This is a genomic window from Leeia sp., from assembly GCF_041909055.1.
Taxonomy (GTDB): Bacteria; Pseudomonadota; Gammaproteobacteria; order Burkholderiales; family Leeiaceae; genus Leeia; species Leeia aquatica.
Genome location: NZ_JAYREC010000001.1, coordinates 881805 through 898926 on the forward strand (window position 1 = coordinate 881805; position 17122 = coordinate 898926).

A 17122-nucleotide genomic window follows, 5' to 3' on the forward strand; every position below is an offset into this window, starting at 1 on the left:
ACATCACATGTTGCGACTGTTACTTGCAGCCCTGAGCGGCCTGATCTTTGGCCTGGGCCTGATTCTGGCCGACCTGGCCAATCCGGCCAAGGTGCTGGCCTTCCTGGATCTGGCCGGGCTTTGGGACCCTTCACTGATCCTGGTGATGATCAGCGCCATCGGTGTCTCCGCCGTGGGCTATCTGTGGGTGCGCCGCCGCGGACGTACACTGCTGGGCGACCCTGCCCAGCTCCCCACGGCACGGCAGATTGATCGCCCTTTGCTGCTGGGAGCCGTATTGTTCGGCATAGGCTGGGGGCTGACCGGTATTTGTCCTGGCCCGGCCGTGGTATTGCTCGGCAGCGGTGCAAGCGACGCGCTGTGGTTTGTCGCCGCCATGCTGGCAGGCATGCTGCTGCATGATCTGTGGCGGCGTCGCGCATGAGTACTGCGCTGCTGCTGGGCCTGATGATCGGGGCCATCCTCGGCCTGACCGGGGCTGGCGGCGGCATCCTGGCGGTACCCGCCCTGATGGCCAGCATGGGCTGGAGCCTGCCACAGGCCGCTCCGATTGCGCTGATTGCGGTTGCCAGCGGTGCCAGTGTAGGCACCCTGGAAGGGTTGCGACAAGGTTTGGTGCGCTACCGCGCCGCCTTGCTGATGGCCGTGTGTGGTGCACCGTTCACCCCCGTAGGACAGCACTGGGCCAGCCTGCTGCCTGCCCGACTGCTGACCGGGCTGTTTGCTGCCATCATGCTGCTGGTGGCCCTGCGCATGATGCTGCGCCGCCAGCAGGATCACGCTGACGACCTGTGGCTGCCCGGTGTGGGCTGCATTCGTCAGGGTACAGGTCGCTTTGTCTGGACTGGACCAACCGCCTTCATGCTGGGCTCCGTAGGTGCACTGACAGGCTTTCTGTCTGGCTTGCTGGGGGTGGGCGGTGGCTTCATCATGGTGCCCCTGCTGCAGCGCCTCACCGAGCTCTCGCTGCGCGGTGTCATTGCCACCTCCTTGATGGTGGTTGCCCTGATCAGCAGTAGCGGCGCGCTGGTGGCCTGGTGGCATGGCCGGGTTGAATGGACGCCGTTTGTGGCTGCATTTGCCGGTAGTGTGGTCATCGGCATGGTATTGGGCCGTGTCTTGTCACGCTATCTGCCGGTTCGCAGCGTGCAGCTGTCCTTTGCCGGCGTACTGTTGCTGGTCGCCAGCCGCATGCTCTATCTCAGCCTGCACGGCTGACCCTTCCCCCTGTCACAAAAAAGCCCTTTTCAAGCTGCACAATTTGTTGCAATATCGTGCAACGCAACAAATTCAAGCAAACGCTTGAGCAAATAACTGCCCATCATCCCTTGGGCAGTCACGCAAGCAACATGGTAAGACCGCAGCGCGTGTCACCCATGCGCCGCCGCCCGCCATGCGGAATTTCCTTTCATTTTCATCAAGTTGTATTAAACCCACGTTCACCACAACAGGTCGGTCGGACGGGTAACAGCAGCAGACGACTGTGTCATAGTGTGGTCTGTTCAAGGGGCAAGATGCAGTTGCGGTTCACTGCATCAGGCAGTGCCGGAGACATGAGTAGCCGGCATCGGGTCAACACGCATGCAGAGGGGAATCATGCGCATCGGCATCATCAAGGAGACCGCGCTGTCCGAACCGCGGGTCGCCGCCACACCGGAAACGGTAAAGAAACTGGTGGCCGCCGGACAGCAACTGATCATCGAACGGGGCGCAGGCCGCGCTTCCAGCATTCTGGACGACGACTATGCCCAGGCGGGTGCCGAGCTGCTGGACGACAGCAGCAGCGTGCTGCGTCAGGCGCAGATCCTGCTCAAGGTGCAAGCACCGAGCGCGGATGAGCTTACTCAGCTCAATCCGGGCTGCGCCGTTCTCAGCATCGTGCATCCGCACAAGAATCCCTTGTTGCCGGACTACGCCCGGGCCGGGCTCTCGGTGCTGGCCATGGAGCTGATGCCGCGCATTACCCGCGCACAAAGCATGGATGTGCTATCCAGTCAGGCCAATATTGCCGGTTATCGCGCAGTGCTGCTGGCCAGCCAGTATTACGGTCGCTTCATCCCAATGTTGATGACCGCTGCCGGTACGGTCAAGGCCGCCCGTGTGCTGGTACTTGGTGCCGGGGTGGCTGGCCTGCAGGCTATTGCTACCGCCAAGCGGCTGGGCGCTGTGGTGGAAGCGTTTGACGTGCGCCGCGCCGCCAAGGAGCAGGTGGAATCCCTTGGCGCACGCTTTGTGGAAGTACCGGTGGAAGAATCCGGCGATGCCGCCGGTGGCTATGCCCGCGAGATGTCCGACGAATACAAGGCGCGGCAGGCCGAACTGATCCACGAGCGCGCCTGCCAGGCAGATATGGTAATCAGCACGGCATTGATTCCGGGGCGCCCGGCGCCGGTGCTGATCAAGGCCGCGACCGTCGCTGCCATGAAGTCCGGCGCGGTGCTGGTCGATCTGGCGGCTGAGAGCGGCGGCAATATCGAGGGTACGGTCGACGGTGAGGTGGTGACCACCGAGCGTGGCGTCACCCTGATCGGCACCCGCAACATTGCCGGTCTGGTGGCGGCGGACGCTTCGGCGCTGTACGCCCGCAACCTGCTCAATTTCCTGCTGCCGATGCTGGACAAGGAGCACGGTCTGCAACTCAACCCTGATGATGAACTGGTCAAGGCCACGCTGGTGGTCGCCGACGGGCAGGTGCGGTTTGGCCAGCCTGCTGCCCAATAAAGGAACTGACATGGATCCGCTGATTGTCAATCTGACCATCTTCGTGCTGGCTGTGTTTGTCGGCTACCACGTGGTCTGGAACGTGACCCCCGCCCTGCATACGCCGCTGATGGCGGTGACCAATGCCATTTCCGGCATCATCGTGGTCGGGGCCTTGCTGCAGGTGGTGGACATCAATGGTGAACAACTCACCGTGACCTCGGTGCTGGGGGCGCTGGCAGTGCTGCTGGCCTCCATCAATATCTTCGGGGGCTTCATGGTCACCCAGCGCATGCTGGACATGTTCAAGAAGAAAGACCGCAAAAAGCAGGGAGGGGCATGATGCAGAACCTGATTGCACTGGCCTATCTGGCCGCGTCCATCCTGTTCATTCTGGCCCTGAAGGGTCTGGCTTCACCGGACTCGGCCCGGCGTGGCAATGTCTATGGCGTGCTGGGCATGCTGATTGCGGTGATTGCCACCCTGCTGCTGATGCACAAGCCGGTGTGGGCCTTGCTGGCGGGTGCCATGCTGGTGGGCGCGACCGTTGGCGGCACGTTGGCCAAACGGGTGCAGATGACGCAAATGCCCGAGCTCGTGGCTGCCATGCACTCACTGGTGGGTCTGGCCGCCGTGCTGATTGCGGTGGCTGCCATTTACCATACCGGCGAGCACCATACCCCGGCACAGCGGGTGGAGCTGTTCATCGGCGCCTTCATCGGGGCGATTACCTTTACCGCTTCGGTGGTGGCCTATGGCAAGCTGTCTGGCCGCTTCGGTGCCAAACCGCTGGCATTTGGTGGCCAGCATCTGCTCAACCTGCTGTTGGCGCTGGGCATGGTGGGCTTTGGCGTGGTGTATTTTGCCAACGAAAGCCAGGCCGCCTTCCTGATGATGCTGGCGATTGCACTGGTGTTGGGCGTGCTGCTGATCGTGCCGATCGGCGGTGCCGACATGCCGGTGGTGGTGTCGATGCTGAACAGCTACTCTGGCTGGGCTGCTGCCGGTATCGGTTTCACGCTGGGTAACCCGGTGCTGATCATTGCCGGTGCCTGCGTTGGTTCCAGCGGTGCAATTCTCTCCTACATCATGTGCAGGGCGATGAACCGCTCCATCCTCTCGGTGCTGCTGGGTGGTTTTGGTGCGGAAACCGCGGCAGGACCTGCAGGTAACAGCGGGCCGAAGAATTACAAGTCTGGCAGCGCCGACGACGCCCTGTTCCTGATGAAGAATGCCGACAGCGTGGTGATCGTGCCGGGCTATGGTCTGGCAGTGGCACGCGCTCAGCACGCACTGCAGGAGCTGGCGGAGAAGCTGATGCACGACGGCGTCAATGTGCGTTACGCCATCCACCCGGTAGCGGGCCGCATGCCCGGCCACATGAACGTGCTGCTGGCTGAAGCCGAAGTGCCCTACGAGCAGGTGCTGGAAATGGAGGAGATCAACAACGACTTCTCCAGTACCGACGTGGTGTTGGTGATCGGGGCCAATGATGTGGTCAACCCGGCAGCCAAGACCGATCCGGCCAGTCCGATCTACGGCATGCCGATTCTGGAAGCGCACAAGGCCCGTACCATTCTGGTGGTGAAGCGCTCCATGGCAGCAGGCTACGCCGGGCTCGACAATGACCTGTTCTACCTCGACAAGAGCATGATGGTGTTTGGCGACGCCAAGAAGGTGGTCGAAGACATGGTCAAAGCCTACGGCTGATCCCCCCTGGCCGGGCAGGTTCAGCGCCCGGCCACCCTCGCCAGCGTGTCAGGCTCGCGGTAGACTGGCTGTACCCCGTCTCCGGAGCCTGCCGTGAATCGTCCGCAATACTTGGCCAGCCTGCTGCTGGCCGCCGCGCTGCTGATCCTGATTCCCAAAACCCACTTGCTGCCAGCCATGCTGGCCGGATTGCTGGTACACGAGCTGGTGGCCGTGCTGGCCCCGCGTGTGCTGCGCGGCGCGCAGCAGGCGGAGCGGGCACGCTTGCTGGTGGTGGCCGGCATTGCGGCAACCGTATTACTGATTCTAGTCTTGCTGGTCATCGGCGGCCTGTTCCTGCTGCGCAGTGGCAACCCCACGGCGCTGCTGCAGAAAATGGCCGATATCCTGGCCGATACCCGCAGCATGCTGCCAGAAGCGTTTCGCAGCTACCTGCCGGTGGGCACCGACAGTCTGAAGCAGGCTGCGATAGACTGGCTGCGCGAGCACGCCAGCGAGCTGCAGAGCGTCGGCAAGGAAACCGGGCTGATGGTCGCCCACCTGCTGATCGGCATGGTGGTCGGGGCCCTGGTCTCGTTGCGGCAGGTGCGCAGCCACCGCCATGTCGGGCCACTGGCGCAGGCGCTGCAGGAGCGGGCGTTCCGCTTTGCCAATGCCTTCCGCGACGTGGTCTTTGCCCAAGTGACGATTGCGGCCATCAATGCCGTGTTCACCGCCCTCTATCTGGCGGCGGTGCTGCCCCTGTTTGGCATTCACCTGCCGCTGACCAAAACCATGATCCTGCTCACTTTCCTGTTTGGTTTGATCCCGGTACTGGGTAATCTGGCCTCCAATACGGTGATCTTTGTGGTCAGCCTCAGCCATTCCCCACAGGTGGCTGTCGCCTCCTTGCTGTACCTGGTGGTGATCCACAAGCTGGAGTATTTCCTCAACGCCCGCATTGTCGGTGCCCGCATCCAGGCCGCCGCCTGGGAGCTGCTGCTGGCCATGCTGTTGATGGATGCCCTGTTTGGCATCCCTGGCGTGATCCTGGCCCCGATCTACTACGCTTACCTGAAACGGGAGCTGTCCGCCGCCGGGCAAATCTGACGCTGGCGAGCCAGGGTTTTCCACTGGCATAATGGATACCATCCTGTCAGGAGCAATCCGAATGAGCATGCAGCAGTGGTGGCTCTATCTGGTTACGGTGTTCGCCATTTCGGCTACACCGGGGCCAAACATGCTGTTGGTGATGCACAGCGGCATGCGCCATGGCCTGCGCGGTGCACTGGATACCATGGCGGGCTGCATGACCGCCCTGATGGTACTGATGGGCCTGTCAGCCGCCGGGCTGGGCCTGCTGCTGTCCACCTCGGCCCATCTGTTTACTGCGTTGCGCTGGCTGGGTGCCGCCTATCTGATCTGGCTGGGCATCCAGTGCTGGCGCCACGCCACCCCCAGGGACAGTGCGCAGCCCAGTACGCCACAACGCCCGGCACAGCGGTTCCGGCAAGGTTTTCTGGTGGCCATCAGCAACCCCAAGGCCATCCTGTTCTTCGGGGCACTGTTTCCGCAGTTCATTCAGCATGATGCGCCGCAAACACCGCAGCTGCTGGTGATGTGCCTGACCTTCCTGATCGTGGAATTTGGCTGGCAGCTCGCCTATGCTTCGGGTGGAGTACGCATTGCGCCGTGGCTGGAAACCCCACGTATCCAGCGTCGTTTCAATCAAACCACCGGTGGGGTGTTCATCGGTTTCGGTGCCTTGATGGCACTGGTACAACAAAAATAGGAAGCCGCCACCGTGCCCCTGCATACCTGGTTACTGTATATCGTCACCGTCAGTGTCGTCATCATGACGCCGGGCCCCGGCATGCTGCTGGTCATGAACCATGCACTGCGTTATGGTACCCGCCCTGCACTGGCGACCATCGCCGGCAATGCCTGCGGCGTACTGTGCCTGATGCTGGTCACCGCAGCCGGGCTGGGCGCCTTGCTGGCGGCTTCCGCCACCGCCTTTCTGGTGCTCAAGCTGGCGGGCGCCGCTTATCTGGTTTACCTGGGCATCCGGGTCTGGCGCGCACCCGCCACGCCGTTTCAGGTTGAGGCCGGCGTGACGGCGCGACCGTTGACCACCCTGTTTCGTGATGGCTTGCTGATGGCGCTGAGCAACCCGAAGATCCTGTTGTTCTTCGCGGCCTTGTTCCCACAGTTCATCGACCCGCATGCCTCCCAGGCCTTGCAACTGGGCATTCTGGCCAGCACCCATCTCAGCATTGAGCTGATTTGCTCCTCACTGTACCTGCTGGGCAGCCGCAAGTTGGCCCCGCTGCTGGCCGAAGCCCGGCGAGTGCGACTGTTCAACCGGACGACCGGGGGCATGTTTGTCGGCTTTGGTTGCCTGCTGGGGCTGTCACAGCGATGACACGCTTCGTCGCCCTGCTCGCCCTGCTGTGCTGTCTGCCAGCCAGCGCCGCCTGGCGCACGGTGTACAGCAATAGCTCGGTTGCAGTGTCCATGGACGAGAGTACCTGGCAGCTCAAGGGCATGCAGGCCACCCTGTGGACACGGGACCGCTATGTGCAGGCCGCACAAGCGGATCCCGGCGACTTCTACTTCAAAAGCATGAACCAGCAGGCGCAATATGCCTGTGACCGCCACACCATCACCCCGCTGCTGACGGTGTACTACGATCTGGCCGATCAGGAAATCAAGCGCCTGAACGGGGATGGCAAAGCGATCCCGGTGGTGCCCGGCTCGCTGGAGGAGCGCAAGTTCAATCTGGCCTGCAAGGTGACCCCGGTCGGGCTGGTCAAGGAGAACACGCCGCCGCCACCCGGCAAACCGGCAGCGGTCCCGGCAGGCAAACTGGCTACCGGCAAGCCCGCGGACAAGGGCAAACCCGGTGACAAGGCAAACGGGAAAAAGCCGGAAACCAAACCCGGCAGCAAGCCCGAGGCCAAGCCGGAAGCCGCCCTGACCGCCGCCAGCGGCCCGGTCGCCATTGAGCCGCCACAGGGCGAAAGCACGCTGTCTGAAGCTGCGCAAATTCGCAATCTGCTGCAAAACCTGCGCGAGGACAACGATCGCTATCGCAAAGCACGCAATGAGGCTTACTTCAAACCAATCCGTGATGGGCAGTTCCCGCGTGCCACCGTGGTGACCTGTGCGGACTCCCGGGTACAAACCCCGGTGTTCGACCAGAACCCGGAAGGGGACCTGTTCATGGTGCGCAACATCGGCAACCAGCTGGTGAACAGTGAGGGCTCGGTCGAGTATGGGGTACGTCACCTGAAAACCCCGGTGCTGATTTTTGTCGGCCACGTCGCCTGCGGCGCGGTGAAGGCTGCAATGGGCGATTTCAGCGAGGAATCCCGCCCGATCCGCAAGGAGCTGGACAACCTGCGGCTGGACAAGAAGCTGAACCTGACCGATAACGTGATTCGCAACGTTCACCTGCAAGTCCGGGCGGGCATGATCAAGTTCGAGCCGGAGGTGAAGGCCGGCAAGCTGGCGGTCATCGGTGCCGTGTATGACTTCCGTAATGACCTCAAGCAGGGCTATGGCAAGCTGGTGCTTGTCGATTACAACGGCGAAACCAGTGCCGCCAAGATCGCCAAACTGATTGGCAGTAGCGACAGCAAGCCCTCAGCCCCTGCCAAACCCGTCAAGAAGAAACCTTGACCCCTTCCCCCGGCACAACGCATCGTGCTGCCGAGGGAAATAGCTGCAATTTCGTTCAATCCATCCGCGCCCGGCTACGGCACACTGAGCGCCTTTCACGGATGGAGCAGCACCATGGTTTACCCACACCCCGACTGGCGGGGGCACCTGCAAGTTGCGCTGGCCATGGCAATGGTCGGCAGTTTTGTGGTGGTCGGCAAGCTGCTGGATGCCGCACTGCCGATCGGCGTACTGTCCTGGCTGCGTTTCAGTGTCGCCTTGCTGGTACTCTGGCCCTGGGTGTACTGGAAAAAACTGCCGCAACCGCAAGGTCGAGAATGGGGGCAACTGGCGCTCGCTGCTTTCTGCGGGGTGTTCGGCTTTTCGCTGTGCACCTTGTATGGGGTGCGCGATCTGCCCGGCATTGAGGCGGGCATTCTGCTTGGCACCCTGCCCGCTTGCGTGGCCCTGGTCGCGTGGGGCCTCCTCAAGCAGCGCCCCGATCGCCGTGCCACCATCGCCATTGTGCTGGCCTGCCTCGCCACCGTGCTGCTGCAAACTCCGGCACAGAGCGTGGTCGGCGGGCACGCCCTGCGCGGCAGCGTACTGATCATTCTGGCCTTGCTGGGCGAGGGGGTGTTCGCCGCCATGGGCCAGACACTGGGCCAACGCCTGTCGCCCCTGGTGGTCACCACCTGGGTCAGCACCTTTGCCTGGCTGATGTTCCTGCCGCTGGCGGTCTGGGAAGCCCCTCGGGTCGTCTGGTCACAGCTGGGCTGGCCGCACCTGGCCACCGTGCTTTATCTGGGGCTGGGCATCACCGTGCTGTGCTTTGTCTTGTTCTTCCATGGCGTACGCCAGATCAGCAGTGCCGCAACCGGCGTACTGACCACGGTACTACCGCTGTCGGCCACCTTGTTCAGCGCCCTCATCTTGCACGAGCCATTGCAGCTGCAGCATGCGGCCGCCCTGGGCCTGGTGGTTGCCGCGGTACTGGTGGTGGTACGCCCTGCGGCCACGGTTCAGCCTGCTTGAACGCCCATAAAAAAACGGCAGCCGCAGCTGCCGTTTGATCTGCCCGATGTCTGCGGCTTACATGAACTGGGTACCCAGCTTCCAGCACAAGGCAGACACCAGCGCCGCCGCCGGAATGGTCAACACCCAGGCCCATACAATGCGGCCTGCCAAGCCCCAGCGCACGGCCGAGAAGCGACGTGAAGCGCCCACCCCGACAATGGCGCCGGTGATGGTGTGGGTGGTCGATACCGGCACCCCCAGCGAGGTGGCGAGGAACAGGGTGATCGCCCCGGAGGTTTCGGCGCAGAAGCCGCCCATCGGCTTGAGCTTGGTAATGCCCATGCCCATGGTCTTGACGATACGCCAGCCACCGAACAAGGTGCCCAGGCCCATCGCCACCTGACACGACAGCACCACCCACATCGGCAAACCGGCATGGCTATCCAGCAGGCCATTGGAGATCAGCAACAGCATGATGATGCCCATGGTCTTCTGCGCATCATTGCCACCGTGGCCCAAGCTGTACAGCGCAGCCGACACAAACTGCAGCTTGCGGAAACGCATGTCGACCCCCACCGGCGTGGAGCGGACGCACAGCCAGGTCACGATCACCGACAGGGTGATGGCCAGCAGCATGCCCAGCAAGGGTGACAGCACAATCGCCACCGCGGTCTTGATGAAACCACCGCCGATCAGCGCCGTTGGACCTGCCTTGGCCACCGCGGCCCCGGCCAGACCGCCGACCAGTGCGTGTGAAGAACTGGACGGGATGCCAAAGAACCAGGTAATGATATTCCAGGTCAGCGCGCCTACCAGTGCGCCGAAGATCACCGCGTTATCCACGATCTCCGGGTGCACGGTCCCCTTGCCGATGGTGGCCGCCACCGTGTGGTCAAACACCAGGAAGGCGATAAAGTTGAAAAAGGCCGCCCACGCCACCGCCAGCTGTGGTGAGAGCACCTGGGTCGACACGATGGTGGCAATCGAGTTGGCCGCATCGTGAAACCCGTTCATGAAGTCGAATGCCAGTGCGAGCAGCACCAGCAAGCCGACCATCAGCATCAGATGAGTCGTCATGGCGCGGGCCTCAGATCCGTTCCAGCACCACGCTGTGGATCACGTCCGCCGCGTCTTCGCAACGATCCACCGCGGCTTCGTACAGCTCGTACAATTCCTTGGTGGCCAGCAGGACGCGGGCTTCAGTCTCCTCGGCAAACAGGCGGGAGATGCCGTTGCGCATCACGCGGTCGGCGTCGTCTTCGATCACCGTGACGTCATGGCAGGCCTTGATGATGCGATCGGCATGGTTCATGTCGTTCAGCATCGCCACCGCTTCTTTCAGCTTCTCGGTTGCACGCAGCACGATCTGACCCAGCGCAGCCATTTCCGGCGTGAAGCGGGTCAGCCCGTACATGGAGGCGCGCACCGGAATCTGTTCGATGATGTCGATCACGTCGTCCAGCGCAGTCGCCAGATCCTTGATCTCACCCCGGTCAAACGGCGTCACAAAAGTGCGGTGCAGTGCCAGCAGGATTTCCCGCGACACATCATCCGCCTGACGCTCCAGACCTTCGATGGCTTCAAAATGCCCTTTGAAGGAATGGTCCTGCTCGGCGCTCATGGCCGCCAGATGCTTGGCAGCATTGACGACCAGGTCGGCATGCTGGTTGAACCAGTCAAAAAACTTCTCTTCACGCGGAGAGACCTTGGCGATCAATGTGGTCAGAAAATTGGACATGACGTGCCCTCCCTTTACAGGCATGCAATGCAACAACTTGATTTTTGGAAACAAAATGGATTCATGCAAGCGGGTCTCTCATCCTTGCGGATGCTGCCCCGCTCAATTCGGCGCGAATTGTGACAGAAAGATGAAAAAGAAGCACGGCCATCTATCCTGAGTGGTGCGCCAATGCGACACCATAGCCGACATCCGGCGGCATAAAAGCGACACAGGGCGCTGTCTTGGCCACAAAACAAAAACCCCGCGGACCTGAGGTCTGGCGGGGTTTTGCGGCACAAAGCCGGAATTCGTGGTGCCCGGGGTCGGAATCGAACCGACACTCCTTGCGGAACCGGATTTTGAGTCCGGCGCGTCTACCAATTTCACCACCCGGGCGAGCGGAAGGCGAATTATCCATAACTTTCCCCTTCACTGCAAGTCTGCCCCGCTGACAGCCCCCAGCGGGCTGTGTAGAATCAGTTGTATTACCTGAACATGCCGGACCTTTTCACATGTCAACCGATCTCCACGCCTATATGCAAGGGCTAGGCCAACAAGCTCGAGCCGCCTCGCGTTTGATGGCCCGTGCTGAAACCGCGCAAAAGAATGCCGCGCTGCTGGCCATCGCCGAGGCGATCGAATCCCGTCGCAGCGAGCTGGTGGCGGCCAACCAGTCCGATCTGGACGCCGCGCGCTCCGCCGGGCTGGATAGCGCGCTGGTTGATCGGCTGGCCCTGTCGGACAAGGCGATTGCCACCATGATCGAGGGGCTGCAGCAGATTGCCGCGCTGGCCGACCCGATTGGCGAAATCACCGAGCTTAAATATCGCCCAACCGGCATTCAGGTGGGCAAGATGCGGGTGCCGCTGGGGGTGATTGGCATCATCTATGAGGCTCGGCCCAATGTGACCATCGACGCGGCCGCCTTGTGCCTGAAATCCGGCAATGCCACCATTCTGCGCGGCGGCTCAGAAGCCATCCGCGCCAACCAGGTCCTGGCCCGTTGCATTCGTGACGGGCTGGAGCAGGCCGGTTTGCCTGCTGAAGCGGTACAAGTGGTCGACACCACCGACCGCGCCGCTGTAGGCCTCTTGATTACCATGCCGGAATACGTGGACGTGATCGTGCCACGCGGTGGCAAGGGGCTGATCGAGCGTATCAGCCGTGATGCACGGGTACCGGTGATCAAGCATCTGGACGGCATCTGCCATGTCTACATCGACAACGATGCCGATGTAGGCAAAGCCATCCGGGTGGCCGACAACGCCAAGACCCAGCGCTACGCACCGTGCAACACCATGGAAACCCTGCTGGTGCATCAGGATATCGCCGCCACGGTGCTGCCACCGCTGGCAGACATTTACCGGCGCAAGGAGGTCGAGCTGCGTGGCTGCCCGGCTACCCAGGCCCTGCTGCCCGGCATCAAGGCCGCCACCGAGGAAGACTGGGTGACGGAATACCTGGCACCGATCCTGTCGATCCGCATCGTGACGGATCTGGATGCGGCCATCGAACACATCAACCACTATGGCTCGCACCACACCGACAGCATCATCACCGAGCATTACAGCAAGGCGCGACGTTTCCTGCGCGAGGTGGACTCCAGCTCGGTGATGATCAATGCCTCCACCCGTTTTGCCGATGGTTTCGAGTACGGGCTGGGCGCCGAGATCGGCATCTCTACCGACAAGCTGCATGCACGCGGCCCGGTGGGGCTGGATGGGCTGACCAGCCAGAAGTATGTGGTATTCGGCAATGGGGAAATCCGCCAGTAAGGCCAGGCATGGGCGAGCATCCCGTACACGCCCTGTTTGGCGGCACCTTTGACCCGATCCATAACGGCCATCTGCACATCGCACGCGCCCTGCGTGATGAGCTGCAGCTGACCCGGCCCGGTGACCAGGTTCGCCTGCTGCCCACTGGCCAGCCGCCGCACCGTGATACCGCCCAGGCCAGCCCGGCTGAGCGGCTGGCCATGTGCCAGCTGGCGGTGGCGGGCGAAACCGGCCTCGCGGTAGACGCGCGCGAGGTGTTTCGCACCACGCCGTGCTATACCATAGACACGCTGGCGGACATTCGGCAGGAGGTCGGCAGTGAGGCCCCGGTGGTGTTTCTGATTGGCGGCGACTCGCTGCAGCAGCTGCACCGCTGGCGTGACTGGCAGGGCATTGTGCGGCTGGCCCATCTGGCGGTGGCGCAGCGTCCCGGCAGTGATTTACAGGCGGGTCTGCACCCCGATGTGGCGGACTGGGTCAGCAAAAATCAGCTACCCCCTAGCCGTCCAAGGCTAAGTCACGGTAAAATATACGTTTTATCTGCGCCGCCCGTCACCGTCTCGGCAACCGATCTGCGTCAGCGCCTCGCCTTGGGCGAGCCGACAGCAGGTTTGCTGCCCGACGCTGTGCGGCGCTTTATCTTTGATAACGGGCTCTATCATGGAGCCGGCAGGAACTGATATGGAACTCGCTGCAATCAAGGCCGCAGTGGTGGATGCACTGGAAGACGTCAAGGCCAAGGACATCGTGGTGCTGGACGTCGGCCACCTCACCCCGTTGTGGGACGCCTTGATCGTCGCCAGCGGTGACAGTAATCGTCAGGTCAAGGCCCTGGCCAATAATGTAGCTGTCAAGATGAAAGAGCAAGGCGTGCCGGTGCTCTCCGTTGAAGGCGAGCAGTACGGCGAATGGGTGCTGGTAGACCTTGGCAATGTGGTGGTCCACGTCATGCAGCCCGCCGTGCGTCAGTATTACAGCCTGGAGCAGTTGTGGGGCGGGCAGAAGCCGACTCCGATGCCCCGGCAGGGCGAATGAGCAGCCCCTCCCAAAATAAGGAAAACAGAGCATGGCGGATCTTCACGTCAATTGGGACGATTATCACAGTCTGATCGAAGACCTGGGTCACCGCATCCAAGTATCGGGCTGGCAGTTCAATCAGGTGGTGTGCATTGCCCGTGGTGGCTTGCGGGTGGGCGATGTACTGGCGCGCATTTTTGATGTGCCACTGGCCATCATGTTCACCTCTTCCTATCGCGAAGAAGGGGGCCGTGTACAAAACCGGCTGGTGATTTCCGAACATCTGACCATGGCGACGGAAACGCTGGGCGACCGCGTGCTGCTGGTGGACGATCTGGTGGATTCCGGCGTCACCCTGCGTCGGGTGGTGGAAGAGCTGAAGCAGCGCTATCCGCAGATCCAGGACATTCGTACCGGCGTGCTGTGGCAGAAGGAATGCTCGGTATTCGTGCCGGACTATACCGCCCGCTACCTGGCCGACAATCCGTGGATCCATCAGCCGATGGAGAAATACGACGACATGAAGCCGGCCGATCTGGCCCGCCCGGTGCGGCTGTAAGCCTGCCCTACCATGAAGCTGTGGCTGATCATTGTCGGGCAGAAACAGCCGGACTGGATCGAGGCGGGCTACGCCGAGTACGCCCGCCGCATGCCGCGCGAGCTGACCATTCAGCTGGTCGAGCTCAAACCGGAAAAACGCGGCGGTGGTAAAACTGCCGAGCAGATCATGGCCGCCGAGAAGGGGCGCATTCTGGATGCCTTGCCGCGTGACTGCCACCTGATCGCGCTGGACGAACGGGGTGCGCGCTGGAGCACCATGGAGCTCAGCCAGCAACTCAGGCAGTGGCAGCAGGATGGCCGCGATGTGGCGCTGGTGATCGGTGGCGCGGACGGGCTGGACCCGGAAATCAAGCAGCGTGCACGCCAGCTGCTATCACTGTCACCGATGACCTTGCCGCACGGCCTGGCCCGCGTGCTGCTGGCCGAACAGCTCTACCGCGCCCACACCATCTTGCAAAACCACCCTTATCACCGCGAATAGGCATTCTACCGGTACAATGCGGATTGCATCCCAACCACAGCGCAACCGCATGCAGACCTTGCCCATATTCCTGGCTTCAAACAGTCCGCGTCGCCGCGAACTGCTGACACAAATTGGTGTCAGCTTTGATGTGGTGATCCCCGATATCGACGAAACCCCACTGCCTTCTGAGCACGCGGCCGACTATGTCTGCCGCATGGCCAAGGAAAAGGCCAGTGCGGCCTGGCAACGGCTACCGGATATTGAAAAGCAAGGCCGCCTGCTGCTCGCAGCCGACACCTGTGTGGTACTGGATGATCAGGTACTGGGCAAGCCGCAGGATGGTGCCGATGCCGCCCAGATGCTGTCTCGCTATTCAGGCCGTAGCCATGAGGTGATGACCGCCGTCGCCGTGACCGATGGCCGCACGCTGCGGGTGGACAATGTGGTCACGACCGTGCAGTTCCGCCCGCTCAGTCACGCCGAGATCGCGGCCTATGTTGAAACCGGGGAACCGATGGACAAGGCCGGTGCCTATGGCATCCAGGGGCTGGCCGCCTTGTTCGTGACCCATCTGGAAGGCAGCTATACCGGCGTGATGGGCTTGCCCCTGTATGAAACCGGGCAGCTGTTAAGCCAGTTTGGCTATGATGTACTGCCGCGAACCTTGGACTGAGCCGGATACCCCATGAATCAGGACATCCTCATCAATGTCACCCCGCAGGAAACCCGTGTAGCGGTGATGGAAGACGGTGTGGTGCAGGAGCTGCACATCGAACGTGAAGCGCAGCGCGGGCTGGTCGGCAACATTTACCTCGGCCAGGTGCGGCGGGTGCTGCCCGGCATGCAGTCTGCCTTCATTGAGATCGGGCTGGAACGTGCTGCCTTCCTGCACATTGCCGATCTGTTCGAGCAGCGTCACCACCCGAACCCGGACCTGCGCATCGAGAAGCTGCTGCACGAGGGGCAGACGGTGGTGGTGCAGGTGATCAAGGACCCGATCGGCACCAAGGGTGCGCGCCTGTCTACCCAGATTTCGCTGGCCGGGCGTTTTCTGGTGCTGCTGCCACAGGAACACCATATCGGCATCTCACAGCGTATTGGCAATGACAGCGAACGTGAAGCCTTGAAGGAGCGCCTCACCCGCCTGCTGCCAGCGGACAATCAGCACGGTTACATCCTGCGCACCAGTGCGGAAACCGCTCAAGACGACGAACTGCGTGCCGATATCGACTATCTGCAAAAAATCTGGCGCAGCATTCAGGATGCCGCCAAGCGGGAACCGGCACAGAGTCTGCTGTTTCAGGACCTGTCCATGCCCTTGCGTGTGCTGCGTGATTTCGTCAACCCGGAAACCAAGCGCATTCTGGTGGACTCGCGTGAGACCTTCCAGAAGATGCAGCATTTTGCTGAGCAGTATGTCGCCGGTGTGCTGGAGCGGGTGGTGTACTACACCGGTGAGCGGCCGCTGTTTGAAACCCATGCGGTGGAAGGCGAGATCGAAAAGGCGCTGTCGCGACGGGTTAACCTCAAATTTGGTGGTTACCTGATCATCGACCAGACTGAGGCGATGACCACCATCGACGTCAATACCGGCGGCTTTGTTGGTACCCGCAACTTTGACGACACCATCTTCAAGACCAATCTGGAAGCCACCCAAGCCATTGCCCGCCAGCTGCGCCTGCGCAACCTCGGCGGCATGATCCTGATCGACTTCATCGACATGGACAACCCGGAGCACCGGCAGACGGTACTGCAGGAGCTCAGCAAGGCGATGGCGCGCGACCGCACCCGGGTGACGGTGAACGGCTTCACCAATCTGGGGCTGGTGGAGCTGACCCGCAAGCGCACCCGCGAGAGCCTGGCGCATATCCTGTGCGAACCCTGCCCGACCTGTCAGGGACGAGGCGAAATCAAGACCGCACAGACCATGTGTTACGAGATCCTGCGCGAGATCCTGCGCGAAGCGCGCCAGTTCAATGCGCGGGAATACCGCATCCTTGCCTCGCAAGGCGTAATCGACCTGTTTCTGGATGAGGAATCACAAAGCCTTGCCCAGCTGGCCGATTTCATCGGCAAGCCGATCCGCCTGCAGGTCGAGAGTCAATACAATCAGGAACAATACGACGTGGTGCTGGCATGAAACCCGGAAAAACCGGACTGACCCGACTGATACACGCTTTTGGTTACTCCATCGACGGCTTCAAGGCGGGTTGGCGGCGCGAGTCGGCCATCCGTCAGGAGATGGTGGCGATTGTGCTGCTGCTGCCCCTCGGCCTGTGGCTACCAGTCAGCATTCCGCTGAAGCTGGGCCTGCTGGCCACCACCCTCTCGGTACTGGTCATCGAGCTGCTCAACTCCGCCATTGAGGCAGTGGTTGACCTCGCTTCGCCCGAGCGGCACGACCTCGCCAAGCTGGCCAAAGACCTTGGCAGTGCCGCCGTACTGGTGGCGCTGGTGATCTGCCTCGCCTGCTGGAGCTACGCGCTGTGGCTTGCGTTTGGCCATCGCTAAGCCTAT

20 protein-coding genes and 1 tRNA gene are annotated in these 17122 nt (G+C 61.9%); 18 read left to right on the forward strand and 3 right to left on the reverse strand.

Annotated features, from left to right (window positions below; translation table 11 throughout):
- Positions 1–7: 7 nt before the first annotated feature.
- The 10 genes from ACE3O2_RS04855 to ACE3O2_RS04900 all read left to right on the forward strand — a co-directional run bounded on the left by ACE3O2_RS04855 (position 8) and on the right by ACE3O2_RS04900 (position 9087).
- Positions 8–424 carry a DUF6691 family protein gene (locus ACE3O2_RS04855; RefSeq protein WP_374335236.1) on the forward strand — a complete coding sequence of 139 codons (417 nt, stop codon included), beginning with the start codon at positions 8–10 and terminating at the stop codon, positions 422–424.
- Positions 421–1218: a sulfite exporter TauE/SafE family protein gene (locus ACE3O2_RS04860; protein ID WP_374335238.1), complete on the forward strand. Its 798-nt coding sequence runs from the start codon at positions 421–423 to the stop codon at positions 1216–1218. Before ACE3O2_RS04855 ends, ACE3O2_RS04860 begins: the two co-directional genes overlap by 4 nt.
- A 378-nt stretch (positions 1219–1596) precedes the next feature.
- Positions 1597–2721: a Re/Si-specific NAD(P)(+) transhydrogenase subunit alpha gene (locus tag ACE3O2_RS04865; protein WP_374335240.1), complete on the forward strand. Its 1125-nt coding sequence runs from the start codon at positions 1597–1599 to the stop codon at positions 2719–2721.
- A 10-nt stretch (positions 2722–2731) separates the two neighbouring features.
- Complete coding sequence (locus tag ACE3O2_RS04870) at positions 2732–3043, forward strand: proton-translocating transhydrogenase family protein (RefSeq protein ID WP_168876710.1); 312 nt, start codon at positions 2732–2734, stop codon at positions 3041–3043.
- The gene (locus ACE3O2_RS04875; protein WP_374335243.1) at positions 3040–4410 is read left to right on the forward strand and encodes an NAD(P)(+) transhydrogenase (Re/Si-specific) subunit beta; all 1371 of its coding nucleotides are present in this window, start codon (positions 3040–3042) and stop codon (positions 4408–4410) included. Before ACE3O2_RS04870 ends, ACE3O2_RS04875 begins: the two co-directional genes overlap by 4 nt.
- A gap of 93 nt (positions 4411–4503) precedes the next feature.
- Complete coding sequence (locus tag ACE3O2_RS04880) at positions 4504–5499, forward strand: AI-2E family transporter (RefSeq protein ID WP_168876711.1); 996 nt, start codon at positions 4504–4506, stop codon at positions 5497–5499.
- Positions 5500–5560: 61 nt separating this feature from the next.
- Positions 5561–6181, forward strand: a complete 621-nt coding sequence (locus ACE3O2_RS04885; protein WP_374335246.1) for a LysE family translocator — start codon at positions 5561–5563, stop codon at positions 6179–6181.
- Between the two features lie 12 nt (positions 6182–6193).
- Entirely contained in the window at positions 6194–6814 is a 621-nt protein-coding gene (locus tag ACE3O2_RS04890) for a LysE family translocator (RefSeq protein WP_374335248.1), read from the forward strand.
- Positions 6811–8073, forward strand: a complete 1263-nt coding sequence (locus ACE3O2_RS04895; protein WP_374335250.1) for a surface-adhesin E family protein — start codon at positions 6811–6813, stop codon at positions 8071–8073. Before ACE3O2_RS04890 ends, ACE3O2_RS04895 begins: the two co-directional genes overlap by 4 nt.
- Before the next feature lie 114 nt (positions 8074–8187).
- Complete coding sequence (locus ACE3O2_RS04900; protein WP_374335252.1) at positions 8188–9087, forward strand: DMT family transporter; 900 nt, start codon at positions 8188–8190, stop codon at positions 9085–9087.
- Positions 9088–9144: 57 nt separating this feature from the next.
- Here ACE3O2_RS04900 and ACE3O2_RS04905 read toward each other — a convergent pair whose 3' ends face one another.
- The 3 genes from ACE3O2_RS04905 to ACE3O2_RS04915 form a co-directional block, all read right to left on the reverse strand.
- Entirely contained in the window at positions 9145–10146 is a 1002-nt protein-coding gene (locus ACE3O2_RS04905) for an inorganic phosphate transporter (protein ID WP_168876716.1), read from the reverse strand.
- 10 nt (positions 10147–10156) lie between these two features.
- Positions 10157–10807 carry a DUF47 domain-containing protein gene (locus tag ACE3O2_RS04910; protein ID WP_168876717.1) on the reverse strand — a complete coding sequence of 217 codons (651 nt, stop codon included), beginning with the start codon at positions 10805–10807 and terminating at the stop codon, positions 10157–10159.
- Positions 10808–11100: 293 nt separating this feature from the next.
- A tRNA-Leu gene (locus ACE3O2_RS04915) sits at positions 11101–11185 on the reverse strand.
- A 116-nt stretch (positions 11186–11301) separates the two neighbouring features.
- Here ACE3O2_RS04915 and ACE3O2_RS04920 point away from each other — a divergent pair.
- From ACE3O2_RS04920 to ACE3O2_RS04955, 8 genes are read left to right on the forward strand one after another with little or no spacing between them, the layout of a single operon-like run.
- A complete protein-coding gene (locus ACE3O2_RS04920) occupies positions 11302–12564 on the forward strand; it encodes a glutamate-5-semialdehyde dehydrogenase (protein WP_374335255.1) in 1263 nt (420 codons plus the stop codon).
- An 8-nt stretch (positions 12565–12572) separates the two neighbouring features.
- Complete coding sequence (gene nadD, locus ACE3O2_RS04925) at positions 12573–13244, forward strand: nicotinate-nucleotide adenylyltransferase (RefSeq protein WP_374335257.1); 672 nt, start codon at positions 12573–12575, stop codon at positions 13242–13244.
- A 1-nt stretch (position 13245) separates the two neighbouring features.
- Positions 13246–13599: a ribosome silencing factor gene (gene rsfS, locus ACE3O2_RS04930; protein ID WP_168876720.1), complete on the forward strand. Its 354-nt coding sequence runs from the start codon at positions 13246–13248 to the stop codon at positions 13597–13599.
- A 31-nt stretch (positions 13600–13630) separates the two neighbouring features.
- A complete protein-coding gene (locus ACE3O2_RS04935) occupies positions 13631–14140 on the forward strand; it encodes a phosphoribosyltransferase (RefSeq protein WP_168876721.1) in 510 nt (169 codons plus the stop codon).
- Positions 14141–14152: 12 nt separating this feature from the next.
- On the forward strand, positions 14153–14623 hold the full coding sequence (gene rlmH / locus ACE3O2_RS04940; protein ID WP_168876722.1) for a 23S rRNA (pseudouridine(1915)-N(3))-methyltransferase RlmH: 471 nt from the start codon (positions 14153–14155) through the stop codon (positions 14621–14623).
- Between the two features lie 49 nt (positions 14624–14672).
- Entirely contained in the window at positions 14673–15278 is a 606-nt protein-coding gene (locus ACE3O2_RS04945) for a nucleoside triphosphate pyrophosphatase (RefSeq protein ID WP_374335260.1), read from the forward strand.
- Positions 15279–15290: 12 nt separating this feature from the next.
- Positions 15291–16745: a ribonuclease G gene (rng, locus tag ACE3O2_RS04950; RefSeq protein WP_168876724.1), complete on the forward strand. Its 1455-nt coding sequence runs from the start codon at positions 15291–15293 to the stop codon at positions 16743–16745.
- Positions 16742–17116: a diacylglycerol kinase gene (locus tag ACE3O2_RS04955; RefSeq protein ID WP_374335263.1), complete on the forward strand. Its 375-nt coding sequence runs from the start codon at positions 16742–16744 to the stop codon at positions 17114–17116. Before rng ends, ACE3O2_RS04955 begins: the two co-directional genes overlap by 4 nt.
- Positions 17117–17122 lie beyond the last annotated feature (6 nt).

Coding starts and splice junctions, on each gene's coding strand:
- ACE3O2_RS04875 (WP_374335243.1), top strand. CDS start 3,040: ATGATGCAGAACCTGATTGCACTGGCCTATCTGGCCGCGTCCATCCTG.
- ACE3O2_RS04900 (WP_374335252.1), top strand. CDS start 8,188: ATGGTTTACCCACACCCCGACTGGCGGGGGCACCTGCAAGTTGCGCTG.
- ACE3O2_RS04870 (WP_168876710.1), top strand. CDS start 2,732: ATGGATCCGCTGATTGTCAATCTGACCATCTTCGTGCTGGCTGTGTTT.
- ACE3O2_RS04955 (WP_374335263.1), top strand. CDS start 16,742: ATGAAACCCGGAAAAACCGGACTGACCCGACTGATACACGCTTTTGGT.
- ACE3O2_RS04895 (WP_374335250.1), top strand. CDS start 6,811: ATGACACGCTTCGTCGCCCTGCTCGCCCTGCTGTGCTGTCTGCCAGCC.
- ACE3O2_RS04905 (WP_168876716.1), bottom strand. CDS start 10,146: ATGACGACTCATCTGATGCTGATGGTCGGCTTGCTGGTGCTGCTCGCA.
- ACE3O2_RS04945 (WP_374335260.1), top strand. CDS start 14,673: ATGCAGACCTTGCCCATATTCCTGGCTTCAAACAGTCCGCGTCGCCGC.
- nadD (WP_374335257.1), top strand. CDS start 12,573: ATGGGCGAGCATCCCGTACACGCCCTGTTTGGCGGCACCTTTGACCCG.
- rlmH (WP_168876722.1), top strand. CDS start 14,153: ATGAAGCTGTGGCTGATCATTGTCGGGCAGAAACAGCCGGACTGGATC.
- ACE3O2_RS04935 (WP_168876721.1), top strand. CDS start 13,631: ATGGCGGATCTTCACGTCAATTGGGACGATTATCACAGTCTGATCGAA.
- ACE3O2_RS04920 (WP_374335255.1), top strand. CDS start 11,302: ATGTCAACCGATCTCCACGCCTATATGCAAGGGCTAGGCCAACAAGCT.
- ACE3O2_RS04885 (WP_374335246.1), top strand. CDS start 5,561: ATGAGCATGCAGCAGTGGTGGCTCTATCTGGTTACGGTGTTCGCCATT.
- rsfS (WP_168876720.1), top strand. CDS start 13,246: ATGGAACTCGCTGCAATCAAGGCCGCAGTGGTGGATGCACTGGAAGAC.
- ACE3O2_RS04855 (WP_374335236.1), top strand. CDS start 8: ATGTTGCGACTGTTACTTGCAGCCCTGAGCGGCCTGATCTTTGGCCTG.
- ACE3O2_RS04910 (WP_168876717.1), bottom strand. CDS start 10,807: ATGTCCAATTTTCTGACCACATTGATCGCCAAGGTCTCTCCGCGTGAA.
- rng (WP_168876724.1), top strand. CDS start 15,291: ATGAATCAGGACATCCTCATCAATGTCACCCCGCAGGAAACCCGTGTA.
- ACE3O2_RS04860 (WP_374335238.1), top strand. CDS start 421: ATGAGTACTGCGCTGCTGCTGGGCCTGATGATCGGGGCCATCCTCGGC.
- ACE3O2_RS04865 (WP_374335240.1), top strand. CDS start 1,597: ATGCGCATCGGCATCATCAAGGAGACCGCGCTGTCCGAACCGCGGGTC.